At 43.3% G+C, this 19772-nt stretch carries 26 protein-coding genes, 1 pseudogene and 1 riboswitch; of the genes and pseudogenes, 5 read left to right on the top strand and 22 right to left on the bottom strand.

Annotated features, from left to right (window positions below; all coding sequences use genetic code 11):
- Nucleotides 1–45: 45 nt before the first annotated feature.
- The 7 genes from rluB to V756_RS0114010 form a co-directional block, all read right to left on the bottom strand.
- The gene (rluB, locus tag V756_RS0114040; RefSeq protein ID WP_024715206.1) at nucleotides 46–780 is read right to left on the bottom strand and encodes a 23S rRNA pseudouridine(2605) synthase RluB; all 735 of its coding nucleotides are present in this window, start codon (nucleotides 778–780) and stop codon (nucleotides 46–48) included.
- A 90-nt stretch (nucleotides 781–870) separates the two neighbouring features.
- Nucleotides 871–1407 (bottom strand): spore maturation protein SpmB, encoded by a 537-nt coding sequence (gene spmB / locus V756_RS0114035; RefSeq protein ID WP_024715205.1) that lies wholly within the window; start codon nucleotides 1405–1407, stop codon nucleotides 871–873.
- Between the two features lie 4 nt (nucleotides 1408–1411).
- Nucleotides 1412–2002: a spore maturation protein SpmA gene (gene spmA / locus V756_RS0114030; protein WP_024715204.1), complete on the bottom strand. Its 591-nt coding sequence runs from the start codon at nucleotides 2000–2002 to the stop codon at nucleotides 1412–1414.
- Nucleotides 1990–3138: a D-alanyl-D-alanine carboxypeptidase family protein gene (locus tag V756_RS0114025; RefSeq protein WP_024715203.1), complete on the bottom strand. Its 1149-nt coding sequence runs from the start codon at nucleotides 3136–3138 to the stop codon at nucleotides 1990–1992. The genes spmA and V756_RS0114025 overlap by 13 nt, the downstream gene beginning before the upstream one ends.
- Nucleotides 3139–3262: 124 nt before the next feature.
- A complete protein-coding gene (locus V756_RS0114020) occupies nucleotides 3263–3802 on the bottom strand; it encodes a YpuI family protein (protein ID WP_024715202.1) in 540 nt (179 codons plus the stop codon).
- A 54-nt stretch (nucleotides 3803–3856) separates the two neighbouring features.
- The gene (gene scpB / locus V756_RS0114015) at nucleotides 3857–4450 is read right to left on the bottom strand and encodes an SMC-Scp complex subunit ScpB (protein WP_024715201.1); all 594 of its coding nucleotides are present in this window, start codon (nucleotides 4448–4450) and stop codon (nucleotides 3857–3859) included.
- Nucleotides 4440–5195, bottom strand: coding sequence for a segregation/condensation protein A (locus V756_RS0114010; RefSeq protein ID WP_024715200.1), 756 nt, complete (start codon nucleotides 5193–5195; stop codon nucleotides 4440–4442). Before V756_RS0114010 ends, scpB begins: the two co-directional genes overlap by 11 nt.
- A 292-nt stretch (nucleotides 5196–5487) precedes the next feature.
- Between V756_RS0114010 and V756_RS0114005 the strand changes: the two genes are divergently transcribed.
- A complete protein-coding gene (locus V756_RS0114005) occupies nucleotides 5488–6012 on the top strand; it encodes a DUF309 domain-containing protein (RefSeq protein ID WP_024715199.1) in 525 nt (174 codons plus the stop codon).
- Between the two features lie 13 nt (nucleotides 6013–6025).
- On the opposite strand, the gene ribT is transcribed toward V756_RS0114005, so the two are convergent.
- From ribT to V756_RS1000000123950, 8 genes are all read right to left on the bottom strand, one after another.
- Nucleotides 6026–6400, bottom strand: a complete 375-nt coding sequence (gene ribT / locus V756_RS0114000) for a GNAT family N-acetyltransferase RibT (RefSeq protein WP_024715198.1) — start codon at nucleotides 6398–6400, stop codon at nucleotides 6026–6028.
- Nucleotides 6401–6512: 112 nt separating this feature from the next.
- Nucleotides 6513–6977: a 6,7-dimethyl-8-ribityllumazine synthase gene (gene ribH, locus V756_RS0113995; protein WP_003223915.1), complete on the bottom strand. Its 465-nt coding sequence runs from the start codon at nucleotides 6975–6977 to the stop codon at nucleotides 6513–6515.
- Between the two features lie 32 nt (nucleotides 6978–7009).
- Nucleotides 7010–8206, bottom strand: coding sequence for a bifunctional 3,4-dihydroxy-2-butanone-4-phosphate synthase/GTP cyclohydrolase II (locus V756_RS0113990; RefSeq protein ID WP_024715197.1), 1197 nt, complete (start codon nucleotides 8204–8206; stop codon nucleotides 7010–7012).
- A 14-nt stretch (nucleotides 8207–8220) separates the two neighbouring features.
- Entirely contained in the window at nucleotides 8221–8868 is a 648-nt protein-coding gene (ribE, locus tag V756_RS0113985) for a riboflavin synthase subunit alpha (protein WP_024715196.1), read from the bottom strand.
- 10 nt (nucleotides 8869–8878) lie between these two features.
- On the bottom strand, nucleotides 8879–9964 hold the full coding sequence (ribD, locus tag V756_RS0113980) for a bifunctional diaminohydroxyphosphoribosylaminopyrimidine deaminase/5-amino-6-(5-phosphoribosylamino)uracil reductase RibD (protein ID WP_024715195.1): 1086 nt from the start codon (nucleotides 9962–9964) through the stop codon (nucleotides 8879–8881).
- Between the two features lie 129 nt (nucleotides 9965–10093).
- A riboswitch (FMN riboswitch) is annotated at nucleotides 10094–10239 on the bottom strand.
- Between the two features lie 120 nt (nucleotides 10240–10359).
- On the bottom strand, nucleotides 10360–10704 hold the full coding sequence (locus V756_RS0113975) for a hypothetical protein (RefSeq protein WP_024715194.1): 345 nt from the start codon (nucleotides 10702–10704) through the stop codon (nucleotides 10360–10362).
- Between the two features lie 239 nt (nucleotides 10705–10943).
- Complete coding sequence (gene sipS / locus V756_RS0113970; RefSeq protein WP_024715193.1) at nucleotides 10944–11495, bottom strand: signal peptidase I sipS; 552 nt, start codon at nucleotides 11493–11495, stop codon at nucleotides 10944–10946.
- A 94-nt stretch (nucleotides 11496–11589) separates the two neighbouring features.
- Nucleotides 11590–11739, bottom strand: a complete 150-nt coding sequence (locus tag V756_RS1000000123950) for a hypothetical protein (protein WP_155906219.1) — start codon at nucleotides 11737–11739, stop codon at nucleotides 11590–11592.
- A 123-nt stretch (nucleotides 11740–11862) separates the two neighbouring features.
- Here V756_RS1000000123950 and V756_RS1000000123545 point away from each other — a divergent pair.
- A pseudogene (locus tag V756_RS1000000123545) lies at nucleotides 11863–12100 on the top strand (hypothetical protein).
- On the opposite strand, the gene V756_RS01000000122420 reads toward V756_RS1000000123545, so the two are convergent.
- From V756_RS01000000122420 to V756_RS1000000124470, 3 genes are all read right to left on the bottom strand, one after another.
- On the bottom strand, nucleotides 12043–12243 hold the full coding sequence (locus V756_RS01000000122420) for a zinc ribbon domain-containing protein (RefSeq protein WP_032682108.1): 201 nt from the start codon (nucleotides 12241–12243) through the stop codon (nucleotides 12043–12045). The pseudogene V756_RS1000000123545 and the gene V756_RS01000000122420 overlap by 58 nt on opposite strands.
- 117 nt (nucleotides 12244–12360) lie before the next feature.
- Nucleotides 12361–12969: a phosphatase PAP2 family protein gene (locus tag V756_RS1000000124475; RefSeq protein WP_255210033.1), complete on the bottom strand. Its 609-nt coding sequence runs from the start codon at nucleotides 12967–12969 to the stop codon at nucleotides 12361–12363.
- A 14-nt stretch (nucleotides 12970–12983) separates the two neighbouring features.
- The gene (locus V756_RS1000000124470) at nucleotides 12984–13670 is read right to left on the bottom strand and encodes a DedA family protein (protein ID WP_081719863.1); all 687 of its coding nucleotides are present in this window, start codon (nucleotides 13668–13670) and stop codon (nucleotides 12984–12986) included.
- A 423-nt stretch (nucleotides 13671–14093) separates the two neighbouring features.
- On the opposite strand from V756_RS1000000124470, the gene V756_RS1000000123940 reads away from it, so the two are divergent.
- On the top strand, nucleotides 14094–14267 hold the full coding sequence (locus V756_RS1000000123940) for a hypothetical protein (RefSeq protein WP_155906216.1): 174 nt from the start codon (nucleotides 14094–14096) through the stop codon (nucleotides 14265–14267).
- 69 nt (nucleotides 14268–14336) lie between these two features.
- Nucleotides 14337–14549 carry a spore germination protein gene (locus V756_RS0113945; protein ID WP_024715191.1) on the top strand — a complete coding sequence of 71 codons (213 nt, stop codon included), beginning with the start codon at nucleotides 14337–14339 and terminating at the stop codon, nucleotides 14547–14549.
- Between the two features lie 160 nt (nucleotides 14550–14709).
- Here V756_RS0113945 and V756_RS0113940 read toward each other — a convergent pair whose 3' ends face one another.
- Nucleotides 14710–15141, bottom strand: a complete 432-nt coding sequence (locus tag V756_RS0113940; RefSeq protein ID WP_024715190.1) for a peptidylprolyl isomerase — start codon at nucleotides 15139–15141, stop codon at nucleotides 14710–14712.
- A 256-nt stretch (nucleotides 15142–15397) separates the two neighbouring features.
- On the opposite strand from V756_RS0113940, the gene V756_RS0113935 reads away from it, so the two are divergent.
- A complete protein-coding gene (locus V756_RS0113935) occupies nucleotides 15398–16270 on the top strand; it encodes a DUF1002 domain-containing protein (protein ID WP_024715189.1) in 873 nt (290 codons plus the stop codon).
- A 29-nt stretch (nucleotides 16271–16299) separates the two neighbouring features.
- Here the strand turns inward: V756_RS0113935 and lysA are convergent, their stop codons facing one another.
- The 3 genes from lysA to spoVAEA all read right to left on the bottom strand — a co-directional run bounded on the left by lysA (nucleotide 16300) and on the right by spoVAEA (nucleotide 19768).
- Nucleotides 16300–17619: a diaminopimelate decarboxylase gene (gene lysA / locus V756_RS0113930; RefSeq protein WP_024715188.1), complete on the bottom strand. Its 1320-nt coding sequence runs from the start codon at nucleotides 17617–17619 to the stop codon at nucleotides 16300–16302.
- 105 nt (nucleotides 17620–17724) lie between these two features.
- Nucleotides 17725–19206 carry a spore germination protein SpoVAF gene (gene spoVAF, locus V756_RS0113925; protein ID WP_024715187.1) on the bottom strand — a complete coding sequence of 494 codons (1482 nt, stop codon included), beginning with the start codon at nucleotides 19204–19206 and terminating at the stop codon, nucleotides 17725–17727.
- The gene (spoVAEA, locus tag V756_RS0113920) at nucleotides 19157–19768 is read right to left on the bottom strand and encodes a stage V sporulation protein SpoVABEA (protein WP_024715186.1); all 612 of its coding nucleotides are present in this window, start codon (nucleotides 19766–19768) and stop codon (nucleotides 19157–19159) included. Before spoVAEA ends, spoVAF begins: the two co-directional genes overlap by 50 nt.
- Nucleotides 19769–19772 lie beyond the last annotated feature (4 nt).

The raw sequence follows: 19772 nt of genomic DNA, 5'->3' as shown, positions 1-19772 counted from the left end.
TCACATTCATTTCACATTTCGTACTTTTTGAAGGTTATGTGAAATTTAGAAAGCGTTTTTACCGTGTTCCGCCAGTGCTCTGAGTCTTTTCACTTCATGCGGCGTAAGCTCTCTGGCATCTCCCGTGTGCAGGCCTCTCAGGTTCAAAAACGCGTATTCTTCACGCTTCAGCTTGATGACCTCGTGCCCGATCGCTTCGAACATGCGGCGCACCTGTCTGTTGCGTCCTTCATGAATCGTAAGCTGAATAATACTTGTTTGCTTTCTCTTATCCAGAGACAGCAGCTTCGCTTTAGCAGGCGCCGTTTTGCCTTCCTCCAGCCTAATGCCGCGCTCCAGCTTTCTGAGCAGTTCTTTAGGCGGAATGCCTTTCACCTTTGCTACGTATGTTTTGTCTATTTCATACTTAGGGTGCATCAGCTTATTGGCAAACTCACCGTCATTGGTTAAAAGCAAAAGACCGCTCGTATCATAGTCCAGACGCCCAATCGGGTAAATGCGCTGCGGAATATTTTGAAAAAAGTCCGTCACGACTTTACGTCCTTTATCATCTTGCGCTGCGGAAATAACGCCTCTTGGCTTATATAAGAGAAAGTAAACCGGCTCTTCGCGTTCCACCTTTAATCCGTTTACCTCAATCTGATCAGAACCGGTGACCTTTACACCAAGCTCTGTTACTACTTTGCCGTTCACCCTTACTTTTCCTTCTTTAATCAGCTCTTCTGCCTTTCTGCGCGATGCAACACCGGCATGAGCAATTACTTTTTGCAGTCTTTCCATGTCTTTCACCTCAAGTATTATCTTACTTTTTTCAACCTGAACAAACAAGCTTTTTCAAATTCCTATGCCAAATCCAAAAAAGCGCCTTTTTCAGGCGCTCCCAAATAATAACGTAACGATGATGATAGATGCAACTACGCCGATAAAATCAGCAAGAAGTCCCACCTTTAATGCATCACCCATTTTTTTAATGCCGACCGCTCCGAAATACACAGTCAGTACGTAAAGCGTTGTATCTGTTGATCCCTGCATGACAGAAGCCAGCCTGCCGATAAAGGAATCCGGCCCGTATAATGCAATTAAATCTGTCGTCATGCCGAGTGCGGCCGTCCCGGAGATCGGACGGATCAGTGCAAGCGGAACCACTTCAGCGGGGATGCCTACAGCGGCGAAAACCGGCTTTAAATGGTCCATGATAAAATCAAGCGCACCCGATGATCTGAAAACCGTTATGGCGACAAGCATTCCGACTAAGTAGGGGATAATGGAAAAGGCGATTTCTATCCCTTCTTTTCCGCCTTCGACAAACGATTCATATGTGGGAACCTTTTTGATTGTTCCATAAAGAAGAATTCCGGCAATAATGATCGGAATCATGGCTAAAGACAGCCAATTGATGATTTCCACCCGCTCACCTTCCCTTCTTTTTGCGGCGGTAATAAAAATACCGGTCAATGATAATAGCGCCGATTCCAGAAATGAGTGTCGCTAAAATGCTTGGTCCGACGATATCTGTAGGCGTTTTGGAGGAATAGGCCATTCGAACAGCGATCACCGTTGTCGGAATGAGCGTGATGCAGGACGTATTGACAGCTAAAAAAGTAATCATCGACCGGCTTGCTTCCGATCGGTTTCCATTCAGCTTTTTCATTTGCTCCATTGCTTTTATGCCAAGCGGAGTTGCCGCATTTCCGAGGCCGAAGAAGTTCGCCATAAGATTAGATAAAATGTAGCCCATCGCCGGATGATCCGGTGGTATATCAGGGAACAGCTTAGATATAAAGGGTCTGCACATCCGGCTGAAAATATCCAAAAGCCCTGACTGCTCGGCTATTTTCATTAAACCAAGCCAGAAAACAAGCACGCTCATCAGTCCGAATGAAATCGTAACAGCTTCTTTTGCCCCTTTAAATACAGCTTCATTTACATCTTGCAGCGTTCCATTGCACATCGCAAAAACAAGTCCAATCACAGTTAAGCAGACCCAAATTATATTGACCATTTTGCCCCGCCAGCCGCATTCAGAAAGATTGATTTAAACGTTTCAAAAAATTGTTTTTTCGGTTTTGGGTGTCGTTCGTTTTCATAATAGATCGGCACTTTTGCGATCATTACATTGTTGAACATGATGTTCATGTGTCCTACGATGTCGGGAATCTTCGAGACGTCTTTTTCCCATGCTTTTTTCGGTTTAAGCAGCGTGGTTTTAATTTTGACGTCTTCCTTTTCCTCTTCGGTTAGCAAATAGGTGACATCTCTGTTAATAAAAGCCTTCGATTCATAAAATGTGCCTTTCAGCTTTGGAATATCCCCTTTTTTTGCGATTAAATAAGTTTGATAATGATCAAATACATAGTTAAACATATTCATATGGTCATCCCAATCGTCAGGGTCATTTATTGTGACGGCAATAAGATCAATGCCGTCTTTTGAAGCTGTTGAAACCAATGTCCGTTTTGCAAGTTTTGTATAGCCTGTTTTCCCTCCTGTGCTGTATGGATAAAGCATGGTCAGCAGTTTATTTTTGTTTTTCCAGACACTTTCCATCGTTTCTGCTTTGTATATTTTTGTGCCGGAAATCTTTTGATACTCTTTCAGCTTCATAGCGTATTTCGTTAAAATGGCCATGTCATAAGCTGTTGAATAATGGTTTTCATGGTCGTCCAAGCCGTGCGGGTTTTGAAAACGGGTATTCTCCATGCCAAGCTGCTCCGCTTTTTGATTCATCATATAAACAAAGCCATCGAGGCTGCCCCCGACATGCTCGGCAATTGCTACAGCGGAGTCGTTTCCTGATCTCAGCATCAGGCCATACACAAGATCTTTTAATTTCACTTTTTGCCCTTCTGTTAAATAAATGGCAGAGCCTTCTGTTTTGACAGCATTTGCCGAAACCGTCACCGTTTCATCCATTTTGCCGGATTCAATGGCGAGTACGGCTGTCATGATTTTTGTGATGCTTGCAATCCGCCTTTTTGCATGCTCATCCTTGGCAAATAACACTCTGCCTGACGCTCCGTCAATCACGATCGCGCTTTTCGCACTAACATCTATAGCCGCATGTGCTGCGTTCACATTTACATTTGCAAATAGAAAAAAAATCATGACCATGAAGACTGCTTTTTTGAAATTGCGCATGTTTGCTCACGTCCTTGTGGTGGTTTGTACAAGTTTATGCGCATGTCCACCAGTTATGAATAACAATTATTGATCTGCACGCATCAAACATAAAAAAACTCCCCCTGAAAAGGGAGAGTAAAGGTTATCTGATTGACGCCATGTTTGATCCGGACGCTTCGTAATGAGCCAGCTCTTCCCTCATCTTCAGAAAGGCTGCGCTCAGCGGCAATAATAATTGCTCAAGCGACGCAGGAACAGTATGGTAAAACTCAATTGCGCTGACTCCCGTATAAGACGCCCGGCTATTTTCACACCACGTGTCTTTTTTCGGCATAAAGAACTCTTCAATGCATTGGTGATACACATTGTAAAGTGTTTTTTCCGCTCTGGCGTCCTGAAAAGGCTCCTGCATGAGGAGACGGCGGCACGCTTCTGCGCCTCCTTCACAAACTACTGTTATTCTTCGCAGAGTGCTCAGTACATCACAGCAGTATCCTTTCTCAATAGGCAATTCAGCCTGTAAGGATTCCAGGGTCGTTTGATTTAAGTAATCGTTAACGGTATTGACAACCATTGATAAGAATTCGCCTGTTTTTTGAGTCTGCGCTCGCACAATCGAATGTCCCATTTCGCTTGGTATCTTCCTCTCATGTCTTTGTTTCTCACATTTTGCTTCTTTCATGATAGCTTATTCCTTATATCTTATGATGATGAAAAAGCGCGATTCATTAAACTTCTATTTTATATCTTCGAAGGTTTGGTTAAAGTTTTCAAAAAATAAATCTGCTTCTTCTTGAAGGACGTCTTCTTCCGCATTTTCAGGCAGCGGCGGAAGCTCGTCCAGCGTTTTCAGTCCGAATTGCTCAAGAAAAGTCGGTGTTGTGCCGTATAAAATAGCTCGGCCCGGACCGTCAGCCCGACCGACTTCACACAATAGCGCCTTCGCGACGAGGCTGTGTAAAATCCGCTCTGATTTCACGCCTCTGATTTCTTCAATTTCTGCTCTTGTAATCGGCTGTTTATATGAAACAATGGCCAGCACTTCTAAAGATGCTTGAGAAAGGCCCTTTGACGGCACTTCAATCAGTTTTTTCAAGTACGGCGCAAAGTCTTTTTTGGTAGAAAGCATATACGTATCTGCATATTCAATCAGTTCAATGCCTCTTGTATCCCCGCGGTATTCTTCCGCCACCTCGGCCATGATGGTGTTTAGTTCAGGTTCTTCGATCTCCAGCACTGTTAACAGCTGCTTTTTTGTGAGCCCTTCATCGCCTGCCGCATAAAGAAGGGCCTCCACTATAGCTTTCCAATTCACGATATCAAGCCCCATGAATGGATTCACTCCCCGTAATGTAAATATCTGAGAAATTGTGCTCCTGTTCAATGAGAACCAGCTGATTTTTCATCAGCTCGAGAACGGCTAAAAACGTGACAACCAAATGGTCTTTTTGCTCATAGGGAAACAGATCCATAAAGTTGATTCTCGTTCCTCTTGATTTCAGGCTGTGCACAATTTCGTTCATTCTGTCTTCAATTGGTATTTCCTGTCTGGTAATTGTTGTTTCCATCGGTCTAGTTATTTTTTTGCGTTTCAGCACTTTTTGAAAAGCCCCGATCATATCATAAACAGTGACAGAGAGCTTTTGCTCAGACTGTTTTACTTCTTTTGCAAATTCGCTCAAATCACTCGGCGGTTTCGTGAACGATTTTTGTCTTTCTTCTTCCCGTTCTTTTAAATCCTTCGCCGCATCTTTATATTTTCTATACTCAATCAGCTTTTCAATCAGTTCTTCCCGCGGATCTTCTTCTTCAAGTAATTCATCTTCAAAAAGCTCCTCGTCTTGCTTCGGGAGCAGCATTCTGCTTTTTATGCTGAGCAGCGTGGCAGCCATGACCAAATACTCGCTGGCAATATCGAGCTCAAGCACACGCATCGTATGTACATATAATAAATATTGTTCAGTGATCTTCGCCACAGGTATATCATATATGTCAATTTCAAGACGATTGATTAAATGAAGCAGCAGGTCCAATGGGCCCTCAAACGTATCAATTTTCACTTGATATTCTTCCATCATCTCACCATTTTCAAGTATCACTCTCATTGCCGGATAAACTGGCTACCCTTTAGTATAAGCCACCAAAAAGCTCTCGTCCAATACTATTTCATTTCCCGTTTCAAGCAATTTGTACAGAATATTCAAAACAACAAAGGCATCCGTTCATAACAATAGAGATGAGAGGAAACAGTGTTATCGGTGATTTCCCCTTGTTGTGCTGACACAAAGAAGCAACCGGCGCTCAGCGTTCTTTTTTCCTTTTAACCTTCCTGTGTTACACTAAAGGCAGATTAAAGGAGGAAGCACCTTGTATCCGAAAGCTTATATTGATTATCTCGTTGAATTTCACGCGACACGGGATTATTTTGAATGCCATGAAATATTAGAAGAATATTGGAAAGAAGATCCGCCAAAGAAACGAAAACGCCATTGGGTCGGCTTTATTCAGCTTGCGGTTGCATTGTATCATCACAGAAGGCAAAATATGGCCGGGGCAAACAGACTGATGGCGAACAGCATCCGGATTCTTCAAACAGAAAAACAAGCGGTCGAAGGCTTGGGGCTTGATCATGGCCGTTTGCTCGAGCTTATGCAGTCGGTTTATGAACAAATCGTAATGGGCTCTTCCTATCGAAGCGTTATGCTGCCGATCAAAGATGAGAAGCTCGAGGAAGCATGCCGCTTCGAATGCAAGAAAAAAGAGTACACATGGGGACAGCCAAGCACACTCACCGACACATTTCTGATCGACAAACACCGTTTGCGGGATCGGACTGATGTCATTCTGGAACGCGAAAAAGAAATAGAACGGAGAAAAAAAAACAGAGGCTGATCACAGCCTCTGTTTAATTATTGTATGAAATGTCTTGATCCTGCTGACCTTGACAACGTTCGAAAAAGCTCTGCGTTAATTCATTCGGAACCAGTACCTGCGTTTTGAATAAATGCTTTAAAGCATCCATCATCTGTTTTCCGATTCCTTGATGGCGATGAGAAGGATTCACACTGATATGCCGGATTTCAACCTCGGAATCCTTTTTTTCGACTCCGATTGCTCCGACGATATCCTCGTCCTCTTTCCAAAGAAAGAGCTGGCGGTCTGTATCCGTTTCATAGTCCTTAATTGTCTGCTGAAGCTGCTTAAGGTCTTTTTCACTCGGCATAAACGAAAGAAGCCCCATCGCAATCTTTTCAAACGATTTTTTATAACGAATTAACATAAAAACCCCTCTATATCCAAAATGTCCAGCCTGCTAATAACGGATACGAATAGGTGATCCGTTTTCTCACATTATATCATTTTCGCCATATTTTTAAACTGTTTTCAGCAAATTATTCAAATGACCGGTTTAGATTTGCCATTTCTATGGCAGAAACAGCACAATCTACACCTTTGTTGCCCGCTTTTGTGCCGGCACGCTCGATTGCCTGTTCGATGTTTTCAGTTGTCACAATTCCAAAGATGACAGGCACGCCAGTAGTGTTTGCTGCTTGCGCAATGCCTTTTGCAGCTTCGTTGCAGACATAATCGTAGTGTGTCGTCGCGCCTCTGATGACAGTGCCTAATGTGATAATAGCATCATATTTTTTTGTTTCCGCCATTTTTTTCGCAGCAAACGGAATTTCAAATGCGCCTGGAACCCAAGCCACATCGATATCATTTGTGTCTACGCCGTGTCTGAGCAGCGCATCTTCTGCACCGCTCAGCAGTTTGCTTGTAATAAAATCATTAAATCTTCCTACTACGATTCCGATTTTAAGACCTGTACCAACTAAATTTCCTTGTATGATATTCATATGATTCCCATCCTTTTTTGTGATATTTGTGTTTAGAAATGAAGCAAATGACCTAGCTTGTTCATTTTGGTTTGCAAATATTTTTTATTGTGCTCTTTCGCCTCCATTTGAAGCGGCACTCGTTCTGAAATACTGAGTCCATAGCCTTCAAGGCCGGCGATTTTGCGCGGATTATTCGTCAAAAGCTTCATATTCCGCACACCGAGGTCACGTAACATTTGTGCGCCGATGCCATAGTTGCGAAGGTCAGGCAAGAACCCGAGCGCCTCGTTGGCTTCTACGGTATCATAGCCTTGTTCCTGAAGCTTATAAGCTTTTAATTTATTGATTAAACCGATTCCCCGGCCTTCTTGGCGCAGGTACAAGAGCACTCCGCGGCCTTCTGCTGCAATTTGTGTCAGCGCAGCATGCAGCTGCGGGCCGCAGTCACAGCGATGAGATGCAAACACGTCACCTGTGAGACATTCTGAATGCACCCGGACCAATACCGGTTCTTCTCCGAACGGCACATCCCCCATCACAAATGCGACATGTTCTTTACCATCTACCTCATTTGTGTATCCGTAAACTTTAAATGTGCCAAAATCAGTGGGCAGCGTAATGTCGACTTCACGCTCGACAAGTGTTGTTAGGTTGTAACGGTATTGAATTAAATCTTTAATGGTGATCATTTTTAATTGATGTTTTTTCGCAATTTCAATGAGCTCAGGCACTCTCGCCATCGTTCCGTCTTCATTCATAATTTCACAAATGACGCCGGCTCCTTGAGACCCGCAAGCTTCAGCAAGATCAACAGCGGCTTCTGTATGGCCCGCTCTTTTCAGGACACCTCCTTTTTTCGCAATCAGCGGAAAAATGTGTCCCGGACGCTGAAAATCAGATGGGACGGATTTGCTGTCCAGCAATGCCTGAACGGTAAAAGATCTTTCTTGGGCGCTGATGCCCGTTTTCGTTTTACGATGGTCAATACTTACCGTAAAGGCAGTATGGTGAGAATCTGTATTATGCTCAACCATAGGGTGAAGATCAAGCCTGTCTGCGATCTCCTCACTAAGCGGCGTGCAAATCAGTCCTCTTCCGTGTGTCGCCATAAAGTTAATGACTTCCGGCGATGCATGCTCGGCTAGAGCCACAAAGTCTCCTTCATTTTCTCTGTCTTCATCATCTACAACGATAATGACTTCGCCTTTTTTTAAAGCGTCTAGTGCTTCTTCTATCGGATGAAACATGCAAATCTTCCTCTCTAAAAGCCGTTTTCGCTTAAGAAGGCTTCTGTAATGTTTTGTTGGGTCTTATTTTCATTGGCTTTATGCAAAAAGCGATACATATATTTTCCGATCATATCGCATTCGATATTCACTTTAGAGCCGATCGTTTTTTCAGAAAAAATTGTTTCGCTGATCGTATGCGGTATTAAAGAAATGGTCACTGTATCTTCTGTCAGGCCAAATATGGTTAAACTGACGCCGTCCACGGTGATGGATCCCTTTAAAACCAATGTTTTTGTTAAAGACGGCTCCATCTTTAAATCATAGTAAACAGCGTTGCTTTTCTCTTCTATTCGGGTGATTTCCGCAGTTCCGTCGACATGACCTGAGACGAAATGGCCTCCAAAACGGCCGTTTGCCGCCATCGCTCTTTCCAGATTTACTTTGCTTCCTTTTGATAAATCATTCAGTGACGTCGCTTTGACTGTCTCAGGCATCACATCTACTGTAAATTGATTTTTTGTGAAATCAGTGACTGTCAGGCAAATGCCGTTTACTGCAATGCTGTCGCCAAGATGAACATCTTCTAGAATCTTTGAACATGTAATCGTTAAGGCCATGGAATGCCCTGCTTTTTTCATGGATTCGATTGTGCCTGTTTCTTCAATTATTCCTGTAAACATGGTCACCATCCTACTCGTTTGTCGGTTTTGCCGTCAGTTTGATATCACGGCCGATTTGGGTTATATCTGTGAATTGTAATAAGGGGACATCTTTCATTGATTGAAAACCTTCACCGGAGATTAAGCTGGGAGCATGCGTTCCTCCGATTAGTTTAGGGGCAAAATAGAAGATGATTTCTTGAAAACAGCCTTCTTTGACAAAGCTTCCGTGAACAGCTGATCCGCCTTCCACATACACCGACATGATGCCTTCCCGCGCAAGGATTTTCAGAACATCGGGAACTTGAATACGCTCCGTTTCAAGCGTAAATATGTTCACTCCAAAAGCTGAAAGCCGTTTTTTCTTTTCCTCGTCTGCACGTGCCGTTGTAAAAACCCATGTCGGCGCTGCCTGATCGCAAATCACTTGGGCGTCCTCAGGAATCGAGAGTTCGGTATCAAGTATCACCCGAACGGGCTGTTTTATCACATTCGGCAGCCTGCAGGTTAATTTTGGATCGTCCGCTTTCACCGTGCCGACTCCGACTAGAATGCTTTGGTGATTTTTCCTGTATTGCTGAGCATCCTGTCTTGCGGCCTCTGACGTGATCCATTTGCTGTCGCCTGTGCTGGTAGCCGTTTTCCCGTCAAGGCTTGCGGCAGCTTTTAGTGTGACGTAAGGGAGGCCTGTCCTCATGAAGTGCAGAAATTTTTCATTCAGCTTCTCTGCCTGGTCTGCCAAGATGCCTTCCTTTACTTCTATACCGGCTTCTTCAATTATGCTGATCCCTTTTCCAGCTACAAGCGGGTTTGGATCTCTCATCGCCACGAACACTCTTTTGATTCCTGAGTTGATAATGAGTTCTGCGCATGGCGGCGTTTTTCCGTAATGGCTGCACGGTTCGAGTGTAACGTAAATATCAGCACCCATTGCATGTGATCCGGCCATTTGGATGGCATGAACTTCCGCATGAGCTTCGCCATATTTTAAATGGGCGCCCATTCCGACGATTTGTCCATCCTTTACGACAACAGCGCCGACGAGCGGATTGGATTCGGTCTGTCCTTCGCCCTGCTTGGCAAGATCTAATGCCAGCTTCATATAATACTCTTCCATTTATTTCCCTCCCCTCTTATGTTATTTACCGTCAAAAAAGCCCCGAATTTAATAAAAAATCCGGGGCTTTAGGCATTTTATGCAATAGGAAATAACACTATGCATTTTTGAACATTTGCATAGCGGCTCATCATCCTTCTCCCATCCAGACTTTCACTGTCGGCTTCAGCTTAAAACTGAATCCACCGCGCGCTTATGCACACGGGTCACGGGCTCTAAAGCACATTCGCTTTACTACCGCCGGTCGGGATTTCCACCCTGCCCCGAAGGATACAATCTTTATTCATTTGTCCTTATTGGCTATTATAGCGATCCTTTTTGAAGTGTGCAATGAAATAAACTCACAATTTGAGAAAAGCAAAACATCACCCTTCGATCCGAAAGGTGATGTTCCGTTAATCATTTACTTTTGCAACCTTGATTAATCCATCGATCCGCTTTGATTTGCTGAAGTATGCCTTAATCTTGTCGCCTTCTTTTATATCAGACAAATCCTGATTTAAATTTTTTCCGTTGAAGATGATTTTTGTGCCGTTTTCCGCTTCTCCGTGATACTCTGAGCCGTCAATTTCCGTCACTTTATATTCCTGAATGGTGTATTCCTCTTCTTCCGAGGACAAGGTTTGTCCAATTGCTGTCGGAACATCCTTCAGTTCAAGATCATTTATGTACATATAACCGCCTGCAAGTAAAAGCAAAAGCACTAACAGAATGGTAATCTTGGTTTTTATTCTTCCCATATTTAAACCTCCAGCCAATATGAATGTATTTTCATTCATATGAGTTATTCCTTTTTTTCATGAATAAAAAACCGTTAATTCTCGTAAATTATTAATATAACGATGCATTACGGGAATATGTTTCACATTTCTGCAAAAATTTCTTTTCTATAGTTATACGAATTTATGTTCTGTTTTTGGGGGATGAACGAAAAAAACAAATAAAAAAAGCAGCCTCCTGTTCAGGAAGCTGCATGATTCTAATTTGTTTTGCGCATTTCGTTAAATGGGAAGAAGACAAACTTTGACGTGCCCGCAATTTGTTTTTTCGTGAAGAGACCAAGGCCGTTGCGGCTGTCCATTGATTTCTGCCGGTTATCGCCCATCACAAAATATTTGTCATCAGGCACTTTCACCGGCCCGAAATCATCGGTCAAATGTTCACCATTCTGATTCGCTATCTTTTTGTAAGCAGCTAAATAAGGCTCAGCTACCTTTTTCCCGTTGATATAAAGCTGGTCGCTTTTCACCTCAACTGTATCTCCGGGCAGGCCGATAATACGCTTGACATAGTGAACATCATCTCCGTTTAATACGATGATGTCTCCTCTATCAAACTCGCCGATGTATTTGACAGTCATATTGACAAAGACCCTCTCACGGTTATGCAGAGTAGGCTCCATGGACTCACCATCAACGATATACGGCGAAAAAATAAAATGACGGATGAGCAAAACGAGAACGCCAGCAATCACAATTGCTTTTGTCCATTCTACTATTGTTTTTTTCTTTGAATGATTTTCTGCTTTCAACTGATTTCCTCCAATAAACAACAATCTTCAATTTATGTTATCACGAATCGAAAAGAAATCCCATCAGGACCATTGAAGTGCTTTACAGTCTGGGTTAATCTTCATCTTCCACCCAAAACATGCCTATCTTTTTCTTGTCGATCACAACCAGCCCTTCATCAAATGTCGCTTGGGTAATAGGACTCCAGCTGCTTAATCTAACATCACCGGACTGAACATCAACATCAGCGTTTGTATAATACATAGGATCATCCGAAAAGCAATGAAAGAAATAATCGCATCATTCAAAAGCGATGGGCTCAGAAGAAAGAGAGCTCTCGTATGCTAAATCTTTAGATAGTATATAGGTCATGAGGTTACGGGCGGTCTGTTCATTTACTGCATTCCATTGATCTTCAAGTCCATGATACCCATGGTGCTTAACGAAACGATTCACTTCATGAAGGTTACTGGAATGTTTGCGGCAGCCTATTTCACAGGTGACATAGCCAGCATCCCGTTTTGCTTTCATTATATGTTTAAAATCATCGAAGTTCGAAATCATGGATCAGCCTCCAAAAAACAAATCCAATACATTGCCGGCAGTTGAGGACTCTTTATTATAAAACTCGGAATACCCACAATTTTTACAGTACACGACTAGAAAACGGTTATGCTGCAACTTCGACAATCCCGTGCCGGTTGTAGCTATTTCTTTTTGGCCCGCTTCAGTGCTGCCGCATTTTATACAGCCTTTACTATTCGTCAAATCGCAGCTCCTTCTCAAAATGTTTCTTTTTTATCAATTTATTTTGCTACAAAATTCCATTTATGATCAATTGACCAATTTTAAAGTTTGCTTCTTTTTTCACCGGTACTTTATATGCTAATTTGATTCATTTCTCAGCTTGCTAAATCTTCTGGAGAAACGGAAGAGTTCCATGACCAAAACGTTCAAACTCAGCCAAACACCGCCGAAGGCGTACCCGGCAGCAACATCACTCGGATACTGCTCATTAAAATACACACGGCTCAGCCCTATGAGAAATAAAACGATCATAAACAAGAAAAATGCAACAGCTTGCAGACGCGCCTTATGTGAATGCCGAACAAAAAGATAAGCACAGAAACCAAAAATGACAAATGCCGTTAACGTTTGTTCACTTGGAAATGAATATAATGCATGACTTGCCAAAGGCGCGTGAACAGGATGAAGGGAATGAAAGAGCCGTCTGATTCCCTCTTCATAGAGCTCTCCGCCAATGACTAAGAAAAATAAGAAAGAGAGTTCGATTTTACGGTCTTGCCCTTTGAATACTATCCATAGAAAAGTGACAACCATAACGGCTAATAGAACATCTCTCGACGCAAAAGCCCCGAATACTTCCATCCCATACTTCCACTGTGAGTTAAAAAGAACTGTCACCACGAGTGTAACGATCGTGTCAAACGGCTTAAATTCATCATTGATGTAATTTTCAACTAAACTTCCCATTACCAGCAAAAAAATCAAAAAAATAACGCTGTGAACACGATCAGCAGCCTTAAACGGCGTAGGGTGTGAAATTGTCTTGCCCCCTTCACCAATCCCGCTATCATCAACTCTCTGACCTTGCTTTTTTGGGTCTTGATCAGATAAAACAGAAGAAACACAATGATAGCAAACAAGCTCCCGATTAATAAATACTTTTTGATTGAGGCATGAAACTGCTCCCACTCTGGTCCGAGTAGCTTTCCAAGGGAAATAAACGTGCCTGCCCACAGAAAAGCACCGCAATACGCATAGATGGCATACAGTCTATAAGGGATTCGCGTGATGCCTGCAGCATAGCCGGCAATATGGCGCACGCCTGGTAGAAAATAAGCAATGAGCAATAATTTATTACCGTAATGCTTAAACCAGCGTGATGTTTTTTCCAGCCTGTCCTTTCCAAAATGAATTCGTTCTCCATATTTTTGCACTGTAGCGGGGCCAAGTGTGTATCCGATCCAATACGAAATGCTCACTCCCGCACAGCTTCCCAATCCAGCCGCTAATATGCTTAACATCCAGTTTAACTTCCCTTGAAACACAAGAACACCGGCATAGCCCATCAGAAATTCCCCCGGCCCGGGTACAGCAATAAGCTCTAACATCAAGGCAATGAACAAGACGATATATCCATACTGTTCGAGCAAACTCGTTAAAACATGCATGAGACTCTCCTTGAATTTTTTATTTTCTTATTATTCCCTATCCGCTTTTTTTATAATCAGCACACCACGCTCTCAAACGGAGACAAAAGGGCTGTTTCCTTCCTATACTCGTCCCTTCAGACAGACATTCTTTTTTGACATAAACTGCCTATGAAAGAGAAGGCAAAACAGGATGAAATGCGAAGAAACAAAAGATACGTGCAGGGAGTTTGCTAAATTGTTGGGCGGTCCCAGAGTCAGATGTTTATTCGGTTCAACATTTCATATTAAGAGAGTGCCTGCCTCATCTCCTTTGTTCATGCTCCAATTTTTCTCGTTTGAGGTCGCCCACGACAGAGTATTTAACTTAGGAGAAGCAGTTCGCAATCGGAACATCACCGATACAGCATCGCATAACTATTGGTGATCGAAGAGCCGCGGACAATGGTTATGCACCTTGAGTCAACGAAGGGTGATCCTATTATATTTGCCAGAAAAGCAGTTGCCGCATTCAGCGTATTTAAAGCACAGCTAGGAAAGTTTTTAAAGAAAGCTCTTCTTGAGCAATTTTTTATAAATCAATTAAAACAGCCGTCTTTAAAATATTTTTGCCAATAAGTTTATGCTGATTGACTCTAGCAGTAATACATATAAAAAATAGAATACGATGAAAGGAGACTTGATAGTATGATTGATTATCCTATTAATATAAACAACATTTCCGGGAACGGCGTAGTAAACGTAGGCGGCGCATTTATGATCAGGCCATTAACTTTGTCCAAATCGGTGTATGGTTCCGGAGGTTTAAACACAGGAATTGTCTTTGAAAATAACTTTATAAGCAAGGCTAAAATGATTAATCATCAATTTACGGATCAGAACGTGACCAAAACATTTTAGTCTATTCATTACAGGAGAGACCACTTAAGATGTCACCCTACTTACCACTAACTAAACGACTGGTTTGCCAACCGCCATCCATACTCGGGCGGTTTTTTTATTGAACATTTTTGCTAAATAAAAAAGGCCCCCCGATACGAGGAAGCCTTCTGCCTGCCTATTAGCCTTCTACACGAACTTCTTTCATGACGTCACCGTTAGACATATTTTTTGCGAACTCTAATCCGCTTGTTACTTTACCGAACACAGTGTGAACACCGTTCAAATGTGGCTGCGGCTCATGGACTATGAAAAATTGGCTGCCGCCTGTGTCTTTTCCAGCATGTGCCATCGAAAGAGAACCCGCTTCATGTGTATGAGGGTTTCCTTCTGTTTCACATTTGATTGTGTATCCCGGACCGCCTGTGCCAGTTCCATGCGGGCATCCGCCTTGGCTGACGAAGCCTGGAATCACTCGGTGGAATGTAAGGCCGTTATAAAAGCCTTCGTTCGCAAGCTTTTCAAAGTTTGCGACAGTACCCGGTGCAGCTTCAGGGTAAAGTTCAAATTCAATTTTGTTGCCGTCTTCTAATAAAAAGTAACCTGTTTTCAATTGTATGCCTACTTTCTTTATTTTAATTTTCAAAGGAGATTATGTATGATAGGTTATAGCCTGCCTCTCCTTGTCGCGGCTATTATACCACACCTTTCAGGGGAAAACGAATCTCCCGGCTTTACAAAAAATAAAAATGAAACCCGGATCACTTTATCTCCGTCTAACCTAACGGAGCTGTATTTCCATCACGATTCAGGTCCTCGCAAAGCAGCTCTATCCAGCTGCTTGTGAAATTGAAGGAGGTCAAACTGCTTTGAAAAAAATATGGATTGGAATGCTGGCAGCGGCCGTTTTGCTGCTGACGGTTCCGAAAGTCAGTCTCGCGGATGCCGCAGTTGGAGATGTCATTGTAACACTTGGTGCAGATTTATCAGAATCTGATAAACAAAAAGTGCTTGATGAAATGAATGTCCCTGACAATGCAACAACGGTAACTGTGACCAATAAGGAAGAACATGAATATTTAGGAAAATATATATCGAACGCTCAAATCGGATCAAGAGCGATTTCTTCATCGTCGATAACGATTGCCAAAAAAGGCTCCGGACTGAATGTTGAGACACATAATATCAGCGGCATTACAGATGAAATGTACCTGAATGCGCTGATGACAGCCGGTGTTAAAGATGCGAAGGTGTATGTTACAGCACCGTTTGAGGTCTCCGGGACTGCTGCTTTAACCGGATTGATTAAGGCGTATGAGGTTTCGTCTGACGAAGCAATCTCGGAAGATGTGAAGCAAGTAGCCAACCAAGAGCTTGTCACGACATCAGAGCTTGGGGACAAAATCGGTAACGAAAATGCGGCAGCTCTCATTGCAAAAATCAAAGAAAAATTTGCTAAAAACGGAGTGCCTGACAATAAGGCTGACATTGAAAAACAAGTGGACGATGCAGCTTCTGATCTAAACGTTACACTTACAGACAGCCAAAAAGATCAGCTTGTCTCCCTATTCAATAAGATGAAAAACGCTCACATTGACTGGGGACAGGTCAGCGACCAGCTTGATAAAGCGAAAGATAAGATTACGAAATTCATAGAATCCGATGATGGCAAAAACTTCATCCAAAAAGTGATTGATTTCTTCGTATCCATCTGGAACGCGATCGTTTCTATATTTAAATAAGAAAAAGCGCCGAGAAATCGGCGCTTTCTTTATTGCTTTACACCCGTTTTAAAAGGCAGATCAAGTTTTACAATATCTTCGTATGTTTCTCGCTTTACGACTAAGTGATCCTCGCCATTTTCTACAAATACAACGGCAGGTCTCGGGATTCGATTGTAATTGTTGGCCATGCTGTATCCGTATGCGCCTGTACAAAAAACGGCAAGAAGATCACCTTCTTTTACTTCCGGCAGGTCAATATCCCAAATCAGCATATCACCGCTTTCACAGCATTTTCCGGCAATCGATACCGTATTATCATGCGCTTCTCCGATACGATTGGCTGTTGCAGCTTCATATTTAGCCTGATAAAGCGCGGGACGAATATTATCATTCATGCCTCCGTCTACAGCCACATATTGGCGGACACCCGGCACCTCTTTTTGAGAGCCGACCGTATAAAGAGTTGTGCCTGCGTCTCCCACGAGAGAACGGCCCGGTTCGATCCAAATTTCCGGAATGGCAAAACCGTAACGGGCAGCATTTTCTTTCACAGCTTCAATAATTTTTTCAACGTATTCAGTAGCATGAAGCGGTTCATCATCTTCCGTATAACGGATGCCGAACCCCCCTCCAAGATTCAATACCTTGGATACAAACGAGTATGACGCTCTCCACTCGTCCAGTTTTTTGAAGATTTTTTCCGCCGCTAACACGAATCCGGCCGTATCAAAAATTTGCGAGCCAATATGGCAATGGACACCGAGCAGCTGAATATGCTCTGATTGTAATACTTGCTCAATCGCCCGTTCAGTTTGTCCGTTATGAAGGTCGAAACCAAACTTTGAATCTTCCTGACCGGTTGTAATGTAGTCATGCGTATGCGCTTCTACCCCTGGTGTGATCCGAAGAAGAACATCAATAGAGTGTCCCGTTTCTTTGCATAAGTTTTCCAACAGGGAAATTTCATAGAAATTATCCACCACAATGCAGCCGATGCGGTGCTCAAGCGCCATGCGCAGTTCTTCCCTGCTCTTGTTATTCCCATGAAAGTGAATGCGTTCTGCCGGAAAGCCTGCCGCAACAGCTGTATAAAGCTCTCCCCCTGACACAACATCTAAAGAAAGCCCCTCCTCCTCAGCAAGCTGAATCATCGCGACTGATGAGAATGCTTTGCTCGCATATGCCACCTGTGCTCTCAGGCCTGCAGTCATAAATGCCTGCTTAAAGCTTTTAGCACGCTCACGTATTAAAGCTACATCATATACGTAAAGAGGTGTGCCATATTTTTCCGCTAAATAGAGAGCATCCACACCTCCGATTTCTAAATGCCCATGTTGATTTTGCCTGCTTGTGCCATGTAAGAACAATGTCATTCCCTCTTTCTCCGCTTATGGATGAAAGGACAGTTTTAGAGACTGTCCTTTCATAATTAAGACATACATTATCATACTCTTCAGTCAGTTTCAATGCGATTATGAATTGGTAGGCTGTCTTAAGCGATTTCTAGGGTGAACGATACTAGGCCTTACTTTTGCGCCAGGCTTCGCTGTGCGGACCAGCACCTGCCACAGCGCCTTGCCGTTAAAGGGAATCATCGGCCATAAGTACGGTGTACGGAGGGATTTGATGCTTGCCATGGCGATAATCAGCAATGTTAATCCGATTACGAGCCCTTTTATATGAAATAAGGCAACAAGTACCATAATAGCAAGACGGCCCATCTTGTTAGCCAAGCTTAATTCATAACTAGGCGTCGTAAAGGTTCCAATTGCTGCAAGTGAGACGTACAAAATCACCTCTGGCGAAAACAGGCCGACTTGAATGGCGATCTGGCCGATCAGAACAGCGGCAATGAGTCCCATTGCTGTCGATAAAGCGGTCGGTGTGTGAATGGCCGCCATTCTGAGAAACTCAATCCCTAAGTCAGCTAAGAAAATCTGCAGAATGATCGGGATATGTGTATCTTTATTTAAACCGATAAATTTCATATTCTCGGGCAGCAGGTCCGGTTGAAGAACAAATAGAAACCAGATCGGGAGAAGTAAAGTGGAAGCAATGATGCCGAAAAATCTTACCCATCTTAAAAAAGTGCCGACTGAAGGCGCCTGTCTGTATTCCTCGGCATGCTGAACATGGTGAAACAAAGTCGTCGGGGTGATAATCACACTTGGCGATGTATCAACCATAATAATGACATGGCCTTCAAGCACATGATTAGCAGCCACATCCGGCCTTTCTGTATAGCGGACGAGAGGATACGGGTTGTAGCCTTGTTTAATGATAAATTCTTCGACTGTTTTGTCAGCCATTGTTAATCCATCGACATCAATGGCAGCGATTTCTTTTTCCACGATGTCAACCAGATCCGGATCTGCAATATCTTCTATATAACAAATACTCAGATCCGTTTTTGACCGCTCGCCTACCTTTGTCATCTTGACGCGAAGTCGTTCGTCTCTGATCCGCCTTCTGAGAAGAGCCGTATTGACGACGATATTTTCAACAAAACCGTCTCTGGCCCCTCTGACCACCTTTTCTGTATCGGGTTCTTCCGGATTTCTGCCCGGATAGCTTCTGACATCAATAATAAATGCGAAGCCTGCGCCTTCAACAATGACCGCGACCAGCCCAGACAGAACTTGGTCAGTCGTTTCATCCAAGGTTTTTACTTTTTCGACCTGGGCGTTTAACAGCCTGTTTTCGACGATATCGACCAGTTCATCAGGATCTTCTTTCCGATTGTTAATGGCCACAAGCTCTCTCATTAAATGAATGATATAGGCCGTATCGCATAATCCATTTAAGTAGTAAAGCTGAATTTCTTGGTCTAAAATGGTGAGCTTTCGAACCCCTACATCATAGCTTGTCCCCATCCCGACGCGATTTTTGAAGTACGCTTCATTTTTAGCTGGATTCCGATAAACCCGAATTTTTTCTTCCTTGTGATCCGGCATGATATCCGCTCCTTTCTAAAATAAACTCGACCGCTTTCATCGTGATCGGCGATCCTTTTGAAATATCGTCTTTTCTGCCCATTTTGCCGATATCCCCGATGCCGACAATAAGCGGGAGATCAAGTTTATCAAGGCAATAGACTGTATCTCCGCTCATTCTGTGTTCATCAAATTCTCTTTCACCGACTTTATCCACGCCGTATTCAGTTATGTCTCCATTGCGGTCAATGCTTACGTCAACTCTGGTCCATTCAGCCTGATGGGTTTTTGACGCAACTGCAATCACTCCGAGCACTTCAATTGACGGATGGGTGGCGACATAGATCAAAGCGGTTTCTCCCGGACCTTCTCCTTGCAGGCCGGAGTCGTCAAACATGACAAATACAGGATCATACGGAGTTGAGGTGATCAGCTTGACAAGCTCCGTGCCGCTGCGGATGGAAGGATTTCCTTTTGATTGTGAAATACATCGCCCGCCCACCTTGCTTGCGGCGTATTCAATTGTTTTAGCGGCGTACACATCCCCGTCTGTTACCAGTATGACCTTGCGTTTTGTCGTCATGTCG

The organism is Bacillus tequilensis KCTC 13622 (assembly GCF_000507145.1).
Taxonomy (GTDB): domain Bacteria; phylum Bacillota; class Bacilli; order Bacillales; family Bacillaceae; genus Bacillus; species Bacillus tequilensis.
Note: the sequence above shows the minus strand (reverse complement) of the source record. Positions and strands in the feature narration are given on the sequence as shown.

Excerpts from the sequence above, each read along its gene's own strand:
- ribH (WP_003223915.1), bottom strand. The coding sequence starts at position 6,977 with ATGAATATCATACAAGGAAATTTAGTTGGTACAGGTCTTAAAATCGGA.
- ribD (WP_024715195.1), bottom strand. The coding sequence starts at position 9,964 with ATGGAAGAGTATTATATGAAGCTGGCATTAGATCTTGCCAAGCAGGGC.
- V756_RS0113990 (WP_024715197.1), bottom strand. The coding sequence starts at position 8,206 with ATGTTTCATCCGATAGAAGAAGCACTAGACGCTTTAAAAAAAGGCGAA.
- V756_RS1000000124470 (WP_081719863.1), bottom strand. The coding sequence starts at position 13,670 with ATGCATGTTTTAACGAGTTTGCTCGAACAGTATGGATATATCGTCTTG.
- scpB (WP_024715201.1), bottom strand. The coding sequence starts at position 4,450 with ATGGGGCTTGATATCGTGAATTGGAAAGCTATAGTGGAGGCCCTTCTT.
- V756_RS1000000123940 (WP_155906216.1), top strand. The coding sequence starts at position 14,094 with ATGGTTATGCACCTTGAGTCAACGAAGGGTGATCCTATTATATTTGCC.
- rluB (WP_024715206.1), bottom strand. The coding sequence starts at position 780 with ATGGAAAGACTGCAAAAAGTAATTGCTCATGCCGGTGTTGCATCGCGC.
- ribE (WP_024715196.1), bottom strand. The coding sequence starts at position 8,868 with ATGTTTACAGGAATAATTGAAGAAACAGGCACAATCGAATCCATGAAA.
- V756_RS0114020 (WP_024715202.1), bottom strand. The coding sequence starts at position 3,802 with ATGAAAGAAGCAAAATGTGAGAAACAAAGACATGAGAGGAAGATACCA.
- spoVAF (WP_024715187.1), bottom strand. The coding sequence starts at position 19,206 with ATGCCGGATCACAAGGAAGAAAAAATTCGGGTTTATCGGAATCCAGCT.
- spoVAEA (WP_024715186.1), bottom strand. The coding sequence starts at position 19,768 with ATGACGACAAAACGCAAGGTCATACTGGTAACAGACGGGGATGTGTAC.
- spmA (WP_024715204.1), bottom strand. The coding sequence starts at position 2,002 with ATGGTCAATATAATTTGGGTCTGCTTAACTGTGATTGGACTTGTTTTT.
- V756_RS1000000124475 (WP_255210033.1), bottom strand. The coding sequence starts at position 12,969 with ATGGGAAGTTTAGTTGAAAATTACATCAATGATGAATTTAAGCCGTTT.
- V756_RS0113975 (WP_024715194.1), bottom strand. The coding sequence starts at position 10,704 with ATGGGAAGAATAAAAACCAAGATTACCATTCTGTTAGTGCTTTTGCTT.
- ribT (WP_024715198.1), bottom strand. The coding sequence starts at position 6,400 with ATGTTAATTCGTTATAAAAAATCGTTTGAAAAGATTGCGATGGGGCTT.
- V756_RS0114025 (WP_024715203.1), bottom strand. The coding sequence starts at position 3,138 with ATGCGCAATTTCAAAAAAGCAGTCTTCATGGTCATGATTTTTTTTCTA.
- V756_RS0113945 (WP_024715191.1), top strand. The coding sequence starts at position 14,337 with ATGATTGATTATCCTATTAATATAAACAACATTTCCGGGAACGGCGTA.
- V756_RS0114010 (WP_024715200.1), bottom strand. The coding sequence starts at position 5,195 with ATGGAAGAATATCAAGTGAAAATTGATACGTTTGAGGGCCCATTGGAC.
- V756_RS1000000123950 (WP_155906219.1), bottom strand. The coding sequence starts at position 11,739 with ATGTATTATACAAACGCTGATGTTGATGTTCAGTCCGGTGATGTTAGA.